General features: G+C 70.6%; 10 protein-coding genes. 2 read left to right on the forward strand and 8 right to left on the reverse strand.

What is annotated here, in order from left to right; genetic code table 11:
- Positions 1-222: 222 nt before the first annotated feature.
- Both JR065_RS01055 and JR065_RS01060 read right to left on the reverse strand, forming a co-directional pair.
- A complete protein-coding gene (locus tag JR065_RS01055) occupies positions 223-1608 on the reverse strand; it encodes a glutamine synthetase family protein (RefSeq protein ID WP_206231460.1) in 1386 nt (461 codons plus the stop codon).
- A 9-nt stretch (positions 1609-1617) separates the two neighbouring features.
- On the reverse strand, positions 1618-2373 hold the full coding sequence (locus JR065_RS01060; RefSeq protein ID WP_206231461.1) for a gamma-glutamyl-gamma-aminobutyrate hydrolase family protein: 756 nt from the start codon (positions 2371-2373) through the stop codon (positions 1618-1620).
- 298 nt (positions 2374-2671) lie between these two features.
- Here JR065_RS01060 and JR065_RS01065 point away from each other — a divergent pair, with 298 nt between their 5' ends.
- Entirely contained in the window at positions 2672-4051 is a 1380-nt protein-coding gene (locus JR065_RS01065; RefSeq protein ID WP_206231462.1) for a glutamine synthetase family protein, read from the forward strand.
- A 153-nt stretch (positions 4052-4204) separates the two neighbouring features.
- Positions 4205-5404, forward strand: a complete 1200-nt coding sequence (locus tag JR065_RS01070) for an NAD(P)/FAD-dependent oxidoreductase (RefSeq protein ID WP_429001828.1) — start codon at positions 4205-4207, stop codon at positions 5402-5404.
- A 27-nt stretch (positions 5405-5431) separates the two neighbouring features.
- On the opposite strand, the gene JR065_RS01075 is transcribed toward JR065_RS01070, so the two are convergent.
- The 6 genes from JR065_RS01075 to JR065_RS01100 form a co-directional block, all read right to left on the reverse strand.
- Positions 5432-6712 carry an MFS transporter gene (locus tag JR065_RS01075; protein WP_206231464.1) on the reverse strand — a complete coding sequence of 427 codons (1281 nt, stop codon included), beginning with the start codon at positions 6710-6712 and terminating at the stop codon, positions 5432-5434.
- Positions 6709-7005 carry a hypothetical protein gene (locus JR065_RS01080; protein ID WP_206231465.1) on the reverse strand — a complete coding sequence of 99 codons (297 nt, stop codon included), beginning with the start codon at positions 7003-7005 and terminating at the stop codon, positions 6709-6711. The genes JR065_RS01075 and JR065_RS01080 overlap by 4 nt, the downstream gene beginning before the upstream one ends.
- A 296-nt stretch (positions 7006-7301) precedes the next feature.
- Positions 7302-7550, reverse strand: coding sequence for a hypothetical protein (locus JR065_RS01085; protein WP_206231466.1), 249 nt, complete (start codon positions 7548-7550; stop codon positions 7302-7304).
- Positions 7540-9888, reverse strand: coding sequence for an FdhF/YdeP family oxidoreductase (locus JR065_RS01090; RefSeq protein WP_206231467.1), 2349 nt, complete (start codon positions 9886-9888; stop codon positions 7540-7542). The genes JR065_RS01085 and JR065_RS01090 overlap by 11 nt, the downstream gene beginning before the upstream one ends.
- A complete protein-coding gene (fdhD, locus tag JR065_RS01095; RefSeq protein WP_206231468.1) occupies positions 9885-10733 on the reverse strand; it encodes a formate dehydrogenase accessory sulfurtransferase FdhD in 849 nt (282 codons plus the stop codon). The genes JR065_RS01090 and fdhD overlap by 4 nt, the downstream gene beginning before the upstream one ends.
- A gap of 5 nt (positions 10734-10738) precedes the next feature.
- Entirely contained in the window at positions 10739-12421 is a 1683-nt protein-coding gene (locus JR065_RS01100; protein WP_206231469.1) for an OFA family MFS transporter, read from the reverse strand.
- Between the last annotated feature and the right edge of the window lie 62 nt (positions 12422-12483).

The raw sequence follows: 12483 nt of genomic DNA on the forward strand, positions 1-12483 counted from the left end.
AAGGGGCATCCTGCCCCTGCCGCGAACGGCGCACATCCATGTGCGCCGCCCCTGCGGGGTTTTTCCCCACCACGGCCGCCGCTGCGGAAGGGAACCCGGTAAGTCAAAAGCGACAAGCAACAGCCAGAGCAACAGCACCAGCAACAGCAACAGCAACAGCAACAGCAAATGCTGGTGAGATGGCGCTCTCTTTCAAGCCGCCACCACTAGCCGATGGCGGCCTCACACGTTCAGCAGCAGGAACTCTCGCTCCCACGAGCTGATCACCCGGAAGAACGTCTCGTACTCTTTGCGCTTGACCGAGATGTAGGCGCGCACGAAGCGCGGCCCGAGCAGCTCCTGCATCGGCTTGCAGCGCTCCAGCTCGTCCAACGCCTCGCCCAGCGAGCGCGGCAGGTTGTAGCCCATCTCCTTGCCGCTGCCGGTGGTCGGCGCGGTCGGCTCCAGTTTCTCGCGCATGCCCAGCAGGCCGCAGGCCAGCGTCGCGGCCATCGCCAGGTACGGATTGGCGTCGGAGCCGGCGAAACGGCTCTCCACGCGCATGTTCTCGATCGTGTCGATCGGCACCCGCAGCCCGCAGGTGCGATTGTCGAAGCCCCACAGCACGTTGCTCGGCGACACCTCGCCGAACATCAGCCGCCGGTACGAGTTGACGTTCGGCGCGAAGAACGCCATCGCCATCGGCACGTACTTCTGCAGGCCGCCCAGGTAGTGCGCGAAGACGCGGCTGTACTCGCCGGCGCGGCGGCCGCTGAACACGTTCTTGCCGCGCTTCAGGTCGACCAGGCTCTGGTGGATGTGCATCGCGCTGCCCGGCTCGTTCTCCATCGGCTTGGCCAGGAACGTGGCGTAGACGCCATGACGCATCGCCGCCTCGCGCATCGTGCGCTTGAACAGGAACACCTGGTCGGCGCGCGACAGCGCGTCGGCGTGGGTGAAGTTCACCTCCAGCTGCGCCGCGCCGGATTCGTGGATCAGCGTGTCCACGTCCAGTTCCATCGCGTCGCAGTAGTCGTACATCAGGTCCAGGATCGGGTCGAACTCGTTGACCGCGTCGATCGAATACGACTGCCGCGCGGTCTCCGGCCGGCCCGAGCGCCCGGCCGGCGGCAGCAGCGGGAAATCCGGGTCGGTGTTCTTCTGCACCAGGAAGAACTCCAGCTCCGGCGCCACCACCGGCTTGTAGCCCAGCTCGGTGTAGGCCTCGAGCACGCGCCGCAGCACGTTGCGCGGCGCCAGTTCGTGCGGCTGGCCCTCCTTGGTGTAGCAGTCGTGGATCACCTGCGCGGTGGGGTCGGCGGCCCATGGCACCATCCGTACCGTGTCCGGGTCCGGGCGCAGCTGCATGTCCGAATCCGACGGCGAGGTCAGTTCGTAGTAGTCGTCCGGGTAGTCGCCGGTGACGGTGGTGGCGAAGATGCCCTCGGGCAGCCGCGTGCCGTAGTCGTGCGAGAACTTGGCCGCGGGGATGATCTTGCCGCGCGCGTTGCCGGTGATGTCCGGCACCAGGCACTCGACTTCGGTGATGTGCCGGTCCTTCAGCCATCGCCGCAGCGAGCTTTCCTGCTGTTCGGGCGTGTTCTTGCGGGAGCGCGATCGGGTGGCCATGGGGGACTTCTAGGGTTTGCGGCGGGCCGCGTAATGGCGACAGGCGTCGCCGAAGGTCTGGAAGATGCCCAGATAGAATGCGTCGTCGAGCACGCGCCATTCCGGGTGCCATTGCACGCCGAGCAGGAAGCCCGGGCCGATGCCGCGGAACGCCTCGATCAATCCGTCCGGCGCCCACGCCTCGACGATCAGGTCGCCGCCGAGCCGGGCCACGCCCTGGCCGTGCAGCGAATTGACCCGCGCCCGCTCGGCGCCGGCGATCTCGGCCAGCCAGCCGCCGGGGCTGAGGATCACCTCGTGCGCCGGCCCGTACTGCCGGTCCAGCGGCGCCTGCGGATCCTCGCGGTGGTCGGCCAGGCCGGCGACCTCATGCACCTTCTGGTGCAAGGCGCCGCCGAGCGCGACGTTGACTTCCTGGAAGCCGCGGCAGATCGCCAGGATCGGCACCCCCATCGCGATCGCCTGCGGGATCAGCTCCAGCGCGTTGATGTCGCGCGCCGGATCATGCGGGTTGCCGGCCCAGCTGGGTTCGTCGCTGTAGTGGTGCGGTTCGATGTTGCTGGTCGCGCCGGTCAGCAGCAGCCCATCCAGGCGCGTCAGCCAGTCGCGCGCCAGGACCGGCGGCTGCAGCGACGGCAGCAGCACGGGGGCGACGCCGGCGCCGTCGATCGCCGCGCGCAGGTATTTTTCCCCGGTCACCAGGAACGGATGCGCGCCGATGGATGTGCGGTCGGTAGGCAATCCGACCAGGGGCGATACGGCCATGCGAAGTACTCGTGTGGCGTCGCGGCAACTTACTCCGGGCGTTTTATTTTTACAACACGCAGCGTCGCTGGCGCGGGCGTTCATGTGCGTGGCGAGCGCGGCCGCGGTGCCGTTGGAGCCGCCTTGGCGCCTGCCAGGCCGCGGATTTGCAGGCGCCCGCCGCCGCGCCGGGCCGATGTCCGCGCGCGCCTGCACCGCCACCGATCGGCCCGTGCCACCCCGCCTGCGCGCCGCTGTTGAGTATTCTTGACGCAGGCACGGCTCTGCTAAGCTCGGGCCACTCCCGCAGGCCGCTGCCATGACCCGCACGCACGACGCCACGCCCCTGCCCCCGGACGACGCCCTGACCCTGCAGCGGATCGATGGCTGCGAGCAGATCGACCTGCTGCTGCCGGACGGCAACGGCCTGCTGCGCGGCAAGCGCGTCACCCGCGAGGCGCTGGACAAGGTCTACCGCGACGGCGTGTGCCTGCCGATGTCGCTGATCGCCACCGACATCACCGGCAATACCGTCGAGGAGACCGGGCTGGGCTATGCCATCGGCGACGAGGACCGGCTGTGCTTCCCGCTGCCGGGCACGCTGCGGCCGGTGCCGTGGGCGCCGGTGCCGTCGGCGCAACTGCTGCTGGCGATGGGCGACGGCGCCGGCGGCCGCCTCGATTTCGCCCCGCGCGAGGTGCTGGCACGGGTGCTGGCGCGGCTGCGCGCGCGCGGGCTCACCCCGGTGGTTGCGGTGGAGCTGGAGTTCTACCTGTTCGACCCGCGCGCCGACGCGCATGGCCGACCGCAGCCGCCGCTGCAGGCGCACACCGGGCTGCGCAACGACAGCACCCAGGTCTACTACATGCAGGAGCTGGACGACCAGCGCGGTTTCACCGACGCGGTCGCGCAGGCGTGCCGCGCGCAAGGCATTCCCGCCGACACCGCGGTGGCCGAGTACGCGCCGGGCCAGTTCGAGATCAACCTCAAGCACCGTGACGACGCGCTGGCCGCGTGCGACGACGCGCTACTGCTCAAGCGCGCGATCAAGGCCATCGCGCAGCAGCAGGGCCTGCTCGCCAGCTTCATGGCCAAGCCGTTCGCCGAGCAGTCCGGCAGCGGCTTGCACCTGCACGTGAGCCTGCTCGACGAAACCGGCGGCAACGTCTTCGCCGGCACCGAACAGGCCCCGGCCGACGCCCTGCGCCATGCCATCGGCGGCCTGCAGCGCAGCGCCGACGACAGCCTGCTGCTGTTCGCCCCGCACGCCAACAGCTACCGGCGCTTCGTGCCCAACGCCTTCGTGCCGCTCAACGACAGCTGGGGCTTCAACAACCGCACCGTGGCGATGCGCGTGCCGCACAGCGACCCGGCCAACACCCGCATCGAACACCGCATCGCCGGCGCCGACGCCAATCCCTACCTGGTCGCCGCGGCGGTGCTGGCCGGCATCGAACTGGGCCTGCGGCAGCGCCTGGACCCCGGCGCGCCGGTCAGCGGCAACGCCTACGCGCAGACCACGCCGCGCGAGCCGGACTGGCGCGGCGCGATCCAGCGCTTCCTGTCCAGCGCGTTCGCCGCCGAGCACTTCGGCGAACGCTTCCGCCACGTCTACGGCCAGCAGAAACGGCGCGAGATGCTGGATTTCCACGCGCAGGTGAGCGACCTGGACTATCGGTGGTATTTGCGGACGGTGTGAATGTTGAGCCGGGACCGGGGACCAGGGACCGGGGGGGCTGGACGCGCGTTGCAACTCATCGTGACGATCGGACATGGCGCTCAGGTTCTCGGCTCCTCGTGGTACACCGACAGCGCCGCCCCGTTTCCGCCGCAGCCGCCGCTGCGTGGCGAGGTGCAGGCCGACGTGTGCATTCTCGGCGCCGGCTACACCGGGCTCAGCGCGGCGCTTGCGCTGGCCGAGGCCGGCTACCGGGTGGTGGTGCTGGAGGCCCAGCGCGTGGGCTGGGGCGCGTCCGGGCGCAACGGCGGCCAGGCCATCGTCGGCTACGGCTGCGACCAGCACGTGCTGGAACGGCTGCTCGGCGCCGACGAGGCACGGATCCTGTTCGACTACTCGCGCGACGGCATGCGCCGGCTGCGCCAGCGCATCGAGCGCCATGCCATCGCCTGCGACTGGCGCGACGGCCATGCCCACGTGGCGATCAAGCCGCGCCAGGAACGCGCGCTGCGCGCGGGCATCGTGGAGATGGCGCAGCGCTACGACTATCCGCTGCAATGGTGGGACCGCGCGCAACTGCATGCGCAGCTGCCGAGCGAGCGCTACATCGGCGCGATGTACGACCCGGCCAGCGGCCACCTGCATCCGCTGGACTACGCGCGCGGCCTGGCGCGCGCGGCGCTGGCCGCCGGCGTGCGCATCTACGAACAATCGCCGGTGCTGGAACTGGTGCGCGGCCCGCGTCCGCTGCTGCGTACCGCGCTGGGCCAGGCGCGCGGCGAGTTCGCCGTCGTCGCCGGCAACGCCTGGTTGCGCGGCATCGCCCCGGAACTGGAATCGCGGATGATGCCGGTGGGCACCTACATCGGCGCCAGCGCCCCGCTGGGCCCGGCGCTGGCGCGCGCACTGATCGGCAACGACATGGCGGTGGCCGACGTGAACTGGGCGCTGGACTATTTCCGCCTCAGCCGCGACCACCGCCTGCTGTTCGGCGGCCGCGCCAGCTATTCGTCGCTGCCGCCGCGCGGCCTGCGCGAGGTGATGACCCGGCGCATGCGCCGGGTGTTTCCGCAACTGGCGAAGGTGGAGCTGGACTACGTGTGGGGCGGCTATGTCGACATCACCCGCAACCGCGCCCCGCACTGGGGCCGGCTGGGCAGCAACGTGTACTTCGCGCAGGGATTCTCCGGCCATGGCGTGGCCGCCACCGGCCTGGCCGGCGAGGTCATCGCCGAGGCCATCGCCGGGCAGTCGCAGCGGCTGGACCGCTTCGCGCGGATCCCGCATGCCGCGTTCCCGGGCGGGCGCTGGCTGCGCATGCCGCTACTGGTCGCGGCGATGTCCTGGTACAAGCTGCGCGATGCGCTGTGGTGAGGCCGCCGCGGCGCCGCCGCCGGCCACTCAGCGGCGCGCGGCGCGGATGGCCAGCAGCGCCAGCAGGGTCAGCGCCGCCGCCGCGCTGAGGTAGTAGCCGACCCAGGCCAGGCCGTAGGTCTTGGCCAGCCACGTGGCCACGTACGGCGCCGGCGCCGCGCCGAGGATGCCGGCCAGGTTGAACGACAGCGACGCGCCGGTATAGCGCACCGGCACCGGGTACAGCTCGGCCAGCAGCGTGCCGCACGGGCCATAGGTCAGGCCCATGAAGAAGAACCCCAGCGACAGGAACGCCAGCACCTGCCACGGCTGCCCGGCCTGGAACAGCGGCGCGAACCCCAGCCCGAACAGCACAATCGCCACGCTGGCCACGATCATCGCCAGGCGCGTGTTGCGGCGGTCGCCATAGGCCGCCGACAGCGGGATCCCGGCGGCGAAGAACAGGATGCCGAGCATCTGCAGCAGCAGGAACTGCTCGCGGCTGTAGCCGAGCACCGACGTGCCGTAGCCCAGCGCGAACACGGTCATCAGGTAGAACAGCACGAACGTGGCGAACACGCCCAGCGTGCCGAGCAGCAGCGCGCCGGCGTGGCGCGAAACCACCGTCCACATCGGCAGGCCGACGCGCTCGTTGCGGTCCAGCGCGCGCTGGAAATCCGGGGTCTCGTGGATGCGCAGGCGCACCCACAGGCCGACGAACACCAGCAGCGAACTGGCCACGAACGGGATCCGCCAGCCCCAGGCCATGAACTGCGCGTCGCTGAGCAGCGCATCCAGCAGCAGGAAGATGCCCGACGACAACAGGAACCCCAGCGGCGCGCCCAGCTGCGGGAACATGCCGTACCACGCGCGCTTGCCCGGCGGCGCGTTCTCGGTGGCCAGCAGCACCGCCCCGCCCCACTCCCCGCCCAATCCCAGGCCCTGGCCGAAGCGGCACAGCGCCAGTAGCGCCGGCGCCAGCACGCCGATGCTGGCATAGCTGGGCAGCAGGCCGATCGCCACCGTGGACAGGCCCATCGTCAGCAGCGCCGCCACCAGCGTGGCCTTGCGGCCGATGCGGTCGCCGAAGTGGCCGAACAGCGCCGAGCCCACCGGGCGGGCGACGAAGGCCACGGCGAAGGTGGCCAGCGACTGCAGCGTCGCCGCGCTCGGGTCGCCGGACGGGAAGAACAGCGTCGGGAACACCAGCACCGCGGCGGTGGCGTAGATGTAGAAATCGAAGAACTCGATGGTGGTGCCGATCAGGCTGGCCAGCAGCACGCGGCGCGGCGAATTGGATGGCGTGGCGGAAGATGCGGCAACGGTCATGTGCGCGGGTTCGGACGGAAAGCCGGCCGATTCTGGCAGATCGGCAACGGCGCCGCATCGCGCGCATCGCCAGTGCGCGCGATGCGCGCGACGGTTGCCGGTGCAACCATGGCGCCTTCTTGCGCCGCGGTGGCGCAGGCACTTGCGCGTGCCATCGACGTCCGATCGCTGGCCGGGGCTCGCGCTGCCTGGATGGCGATCCGTGGATGCAAGGCCATGTCCACGACGCCGATGCGCGCCGCGCCGGCGCGCAGCGGCAGGCGCGTGCAGCTACGCTTCATCACCACCAGCACGGCACAGCGCTGGGCGCGCGAGGCGCTGTCGCAAAAGCGACTTCTCTCATCCGCCTACGGGTGGCGAGAACCTTTTTGAAGCGCGCCGGGGCAGCTGCGGGTCGATCGCGGCAGCTTCGCCGGCCTGTCGCGACCGATGGCCGAAGGCCGTCGGGAGCCGCTCGCACGACGTGGCCGGCCTTCATCTTGCGCAGCAGCGGCGCCCACTGCGCCGCACGGCCCGGATCGCTTGGCGACTCGGCGCGTTTTCGATGCACGGAAGGCTCGAGCAGCGCACCTGGCGCCGCCCGCGACGCTCAACGCGGCAGCTGCGCGCGCCCGGCCGCGGTCAGCGTCGCCACCTCGCGCTCGCCGCGCTGCTCGACGCGGATCCAGCCCGGCCCGGCCCGCCCGTCCAGGGTCGCATCGCCCAGCCAGGCCAGCGTGCGCAGCAGCACGCTCATGCGCACGCCCAGGCGCTTGCACAGCCGCGCCAGCGACACGCCTTCCGGCTCGCGCGCCAGCGCGTCGAGCAGCGCCTGGGTCAGCGCCGGGTCAGCGGACAAGCGCCACACCGATGTCGCGCGGCGACGCGTCGGCGACCTCGGCCAGGTGCGGCGTCACCACCACCGGGATCGACTTGGAGGTGGGCGTGCGCGCCTCGTCGGCGAAGCTGGACAACGGCACCAGCGCGTTGGTCTCCGGGTAGTAGGCCGCCAGGCAGCCGCGCGGGATGTTGTATTCGACCAGCAGGAAGCGCTTGGCCTGGCGGCGCACCTGGTCCTCGCACAGGCTTTCCAGGTCCACCCAGTCGCCGGCGCGCATGCCCAGTTCGGCGATGTCCTCGGCGTTGATGAACAGCACCCGGCGCTCGCCGAACACGCCGCGGTAGCGGTCGTCCAGGCCGTAGATCGTGGTGTTGTACTGGTCGTGCGAACGCGTGGTGGCCAGGGTGAACACCGGCTGCGCGCCGCGCGCCTGGCGCGCGCGATGGATCGGATTGTCGGTGGGCACCGCGTGCGCCTTGAACACCGCGCGCCCTTCCGGGGTGATCCACTGGCGATCGCGCGCGGTGTTGGACAGGCGGAAGCCCCCGGGCACGCGCACGCGCCGGTTGAAGTCGGCGAAGTCGTCGAACACCTGCGCGATCAGGTCGCGGATGCGGTCGTAGTCGCCGACCAGCCAGCGCCAGCGGATCGCGCTGCGCGCGCCCAGCGTGGCCTCGGCCAGCCGCGCCACGATCGCCGGTTCGGACAGCAGCTCCGGCGATGCCGGCGGATTGATGCCGGCCGACAGGTGCACCATGCTCATCGAGTCCTCCACGGTGACCGCCTGCGGCCCGGCCTGCTGGATATCGATCTCGGTGCGCCCCAGGCACGGCAGGATCAGCGCGTCGCGCCCGTGCACCAGGTGGCTGCGGTTGAGCTTGGTGGTCACGTGCACGGTGAGATCGCACCTGCGCAGCGCGCGGTGCGTGGCCTCGGTGTCCGGCGTGGCGGTGGCGAAATTGCCGCCCATGCCGAAGAAGGTCCTGGCGCGCCCGTCGAGCATTGCCTCGATCGCCCCCACCGTGTCATAGCCGGGCTCGCGCGGCGGCGCGAAGCCGAACACCTCCTGCACGCGGTCCAGGAACGCGGCCGGCGGCTTTTCGTAGATCATCATCGTGCGGTCGCCCTGCACGTTGCTGTGCCCGCGCACCGGGCAGGCGCCGGCGCCGGGGCGGCCGAGGTGCCCGCGCAGCAGCAGCAGGTTGGTGATCATGTGGATCGTCGCCACCGAATGCTTGTGCTGGGTGATGCCCATGCCCCAGCAGGCGATCAGCCGCTCGGACTTCAGGTAGATCTCCCCGGCGCGGCGCAGCTCGGCCTCGCTCAGCCCCGATTCGGTGACGATGACCTCCCACGGCTCGGCGATCACCTCGGCGGCGAACGCGTCGAAGTTGGCGGTGTGCCGGGTGATGAACTCCAGGTCCAGCAGGCGCGGCTGCGCCTGGCGCGCGGCCTCGGCGTCGCGCTCGAGCACGTGCTTGATGATGCCCTTCACCGCCGCCAGGTCGCCGCCGATCTTCAGCTGGAAATAGTCCGAGGAGATCCGCGTGGAGCCGTTGTGCAGCATCTGCAGCTTGTCCTGCGGGTCGGCGAACTTCTCCAGCCCGCGCTCGCGCAGCGGGTTGAACGAGACGATCGCCGCGCCGCGCTTGGCCGCCTGGCGCAGCTCGCCGAGCATGCGCGGATGGTTGGTGCCCGGGTTCTGGCCGAAGATGAAGATCGCGTCGGCCAGTTCGAAGTCGTGCAGCGACACGGTGCCCTTGCCCACGCCGATCTGCGACTTCAGCGCGGTGCCGGACGGCTCGTGGCACATGTTCGAGCAGTCCGGGAAGTTGTTGGTGCCGAATTCGCGCACGAACAGCTGGTACAGGAACGCCGCTTCGTTGCTGGTGCGCCCGGAGGTGTAGAAGATCGCCTCGTCCGGCGAGGCCAGCCCGTTCAGGTGGCCGGCGATCAGCGCGAACGCCTCGTCCCAGCCCACCGGCACGTAGTGGTCGCTGGCCGCGTCGTAGCGCAGCGGATGGGTCAGCCGGCCCTGCCCTTCGAGCCAGTAGTCGCTGTACTTGGCCAGCTGCGCGACGCTGTACTGCGCGAACAGTTCCGGCGTGGCGCGGCGCGCGGTGGATTCGGCGGCCACCGCCTTGGCGCCGTTCTCGCAGAATTCGAAGGTCGAGGTGTGGTCGCGGTCGGGCCAGGCGCAGCCGGGGCAGTCGAAGCCGTCGGGCTGGTTGGCGTGCAACAGGGTCTTGGCCCCCTGCACCGCCACGTCCTGCTCCATCAGGTGCCGGGCGACGGCGCGCAGCGCGCCCCAGCCCCCGGCGGGGTTGTTGTAAGGCTGGATGGTCTTCTTGCTCATGCGGGCTCTCCGGCGTGCTCGGCCTGGTTCAGGCGCTGCGGATGGCTGTAGACGACGTAATCGTGGTCGCGGGCGAAGCCGACCAGGGTCAGGCCGGCGCTGTCGGCCAGCGAGATCGCCAGCGCGGTGGGTGCGGAAATGGCCGCCAGCAGCGGGATGCCGGCCTGCGCGGCCTTCATCGCCATCTCGTAGCTGGCGCGGCTGGTGACCACGGCGAAGCCGCTGCGCGGGTCGATCGCAGCGACCGCCATCGCGCCGATCAGCTTGTCCAGCGCGTTGTGCCGGCCCACGTCCTCGCGCACCAGCCGCAGCCGCCCGTCGGCATCGGCCCAGCCGGCGGCATGGGTGGCGCCGGTGAGCGCATTGAGCGGCTGCTGCCGGCGCAGCTCGCGCAATGCGCGCGCCAACGCCGCCGCCGCCACCGCGGGGCCGCCGGCGACCTGCGCCGGCGCGCGCAGCACCGCCTCGATCGACTCGCTGCCGCACACCCCGCAGCCGCTGCGCCCCTGCAGGTTGCGCCGCCGCGCCGCCAGCGCCGCGGCCTGCGCCGCGGGAATTTCCAGCTCCAGCGACACGCCTTCCAGATAGGTATCGACCGAGACCACGCGCAATTGAGCCGGCGCCGCGACGATGCCCTCGCTGAGGCTGAAGCCCAGCGCGAAATCCTCCAGGTCCTCGGGCGTGGCCATCATCACCACGAACGGCGCGCCGTTGTAGGCGAACGCCACCGGCACCTCGGCCGCGATCAGGTCCTGCGCCGACGCGCCGCGCCCGCCGCGCTGGCGATGGACGCCGCGCGCGACGGCGCCGGGACGGGAACGTGCGGGAGGATGCGCGGTGGCCATGACGATCAGTGGAACAGCACGAACGCCTTCTGCAAGGTGATCCAGATACCCCAGGCCATCGGCACGCCGACCGCCAGCCAGGCCAGCGCCACCAGCAACGGGTTGCCGCCGTGGCCGATCAGCGCCATCTGCTCGGCCGGCAGCGCCGACTGTCCGCTGCTGCCGACCTTCTCGTGCGCCAGGCGCTTTTCCTCGGCCAGTTCTTCCGCCGTCATGAAGTGCTTGGCCGCGACCGGCCGCACCAGCAGGTTGCAGATCAGGCCCAGTACCAGCATGCCGGCCAGGATGTACATCGTGGTGTTGTAGACCTGTGACGGCGGCAGGCCCAGGCCGAGCTGGTATTCGCGCATGTAGCCGACCACCACCGGGCCGAGGATGCCGGCGGTGGCCCAGGCGGTCAGCAGCCGGCCGTGGATCGCGCCGACCATCTGCGTGCCGAACAGGTCGGCCAGGTAGGCCGGGATGGTCGCAAAGCCGCCGCCGTACATCGACAGGATCACGCAGAAGATGCCGACGAACAGCGCGATGCCGCCGGCGTTGCCGGCCCACGGCGCGGCCGAGTACAGCGCGATGCCGAGCAGGAAGAACACGGTATAGGTGTTCTTGCGCCCGAGCTTGTCGGACATGCTGGCCCAGAAGAAGCGCCCGCCGATGTTGAACAGGCTCAGCAGGCCGGTGAAGCCGGCGGCGATGGCCGCGATGCTGGCCAGCTGCGCGGTGTCCAGCCCGCCGAAGCCGGCGTCCACGCCGATCAGGCGCCCGCCGAACACCTCCTGCAGCATCGGCGAGGCCATGCCGATCACGCCGATGCCGGCCGACACGTTCAGGCACAGCACGCCCCACAGCAGCCAGAACTGCGGGATGCCCCAGACCCGCTTCACGTGCACGTGGTGGGCGGTGATCATCGCGTTGCTGCTCGCCGCCGGAGCGGTCCAGCCGGCCGGGGTCCAGCCGCTCGGCGGCACCCGGTAGCCGAACGCGCCGGCCATCATGAACACGAAATACAGCGCGGCCATGGTCAGGAACGTCTCCATCACCCCGACCGAATCCGGGCCGGCGAAACGCCGCATCAGCGCATCGGCCAGCGGGCTGCCGATCATCGCGCCGCCGCCGAAGCCCATGATCGCCATGCCGGTGGCCATGCCGCGCCGGTCCGGGAACCACTTGATCAGCGTCGACACCGGCGAGATGTAGCCCAGGCCCAGGCCGATGCCGCCGATCACCCCCGAACCCAGCCACAGCATCCAGATCTGGTGGAAATGGATGCCGATCGCCGAGATCACCAGGCCGCCGCACCAGCACAGCGCCGACACCACGCCGGCCTTGCGCGGGCCGGCGCGTTCCAGCCAGCCGCCCCAGATCGCCGCCGAACAGCCCAGCAGCACGAAGAACAGCGTATACATCCACTGCAGTTCGCTGATCTTCCAGTCGCAACTGGCCGAGACGATGCGGGCGAAGAAGCCCATGTCGGCCGGGCAGGCCAGCGACTGGGTGATGCCCACGGCCTTGGACAACGGCAGCCAGAACACGCTGAAACCGTAGGCCATGCCGATGCACAGGTGGATCGCCAGGGCGGCGGGCGGCACCAGCCAGCGGTTGAAACCGGGCCTGGCGATGATGCGTTCCTTCGACAGCAGCCCGCCCTCGACGGCCTGCACGGACCCTGCTGTACTACCCGAATTGACCATTCCCGTCTTCCCCCTGGCGATATGTCGTCTTTTTGCGTGATCGAGCGCCTGCCCGCGTACGG

This window comes from Xanthomonas sp. (genome assembly GCF_017163755.1).
Lineage (GTDB): Bacteria > Pseudomonadota > Gammaproteobacteria > Xanthomonadales > Xanthomonadaceae > Xanthomonas_A.

What these genes read in the sequence shown, in the direction of transcription:
- JR065_RS01055 (WP_206231460.1), bottom strand. Translation starts at nt 1,608, where the DNA reads ATGGCCACCCGATCGCGCTCCCGCAAGAACACGCCCGAACAGCAGGAA.
- JR065_RS01060 (WP_206231461.1), bottom strand. Translation starts at nt 2,373, where the DNA reads ATGGCCGTATCGCCCCTGGTCGGATTGCCTACCGACCGCACATCCATC.
- JR065_RS01065 (WP_206231462.1), top strand. Translation starts at nt 2,672, where the DNA reads ATGACCCGCACGCACGACGCCACGCCCCTGCCCCCGGACGACGCCCTG.
- JR065_RS01075 (WP_206231464.1), bottom strand. Translation starts at nt 6,712, where the DNA reads ATGACCGTTGCCGCATCTTCCGCCACGCCATCCAATTCGCCGCGCCGC.
- JR065_RS01090 (WP_206231467.1), bottom strand. Translation starts at nt 9,888, where the DNA reads ATGAGCAAGAAGACCATCCAGCCTTACAACAACCCCGCCGGGGGCTGG.
- fdhD (WP_206231468.1), bottom strand. Translation starts at nt 10,733, where the DNA reads ATGGCCACCGCGCATCCTCCCGCACGTTCCCGTCCCGGCGCCGTCGCG.
- JR065_RS01100 (WP_206231469.1), bottom strand. Translation starts at nt 12,421, where the DNA reads ATGGTCAATTCGGGTAGTACAGCAGGGTCCGTGCAGGCCGTCGAGGGC.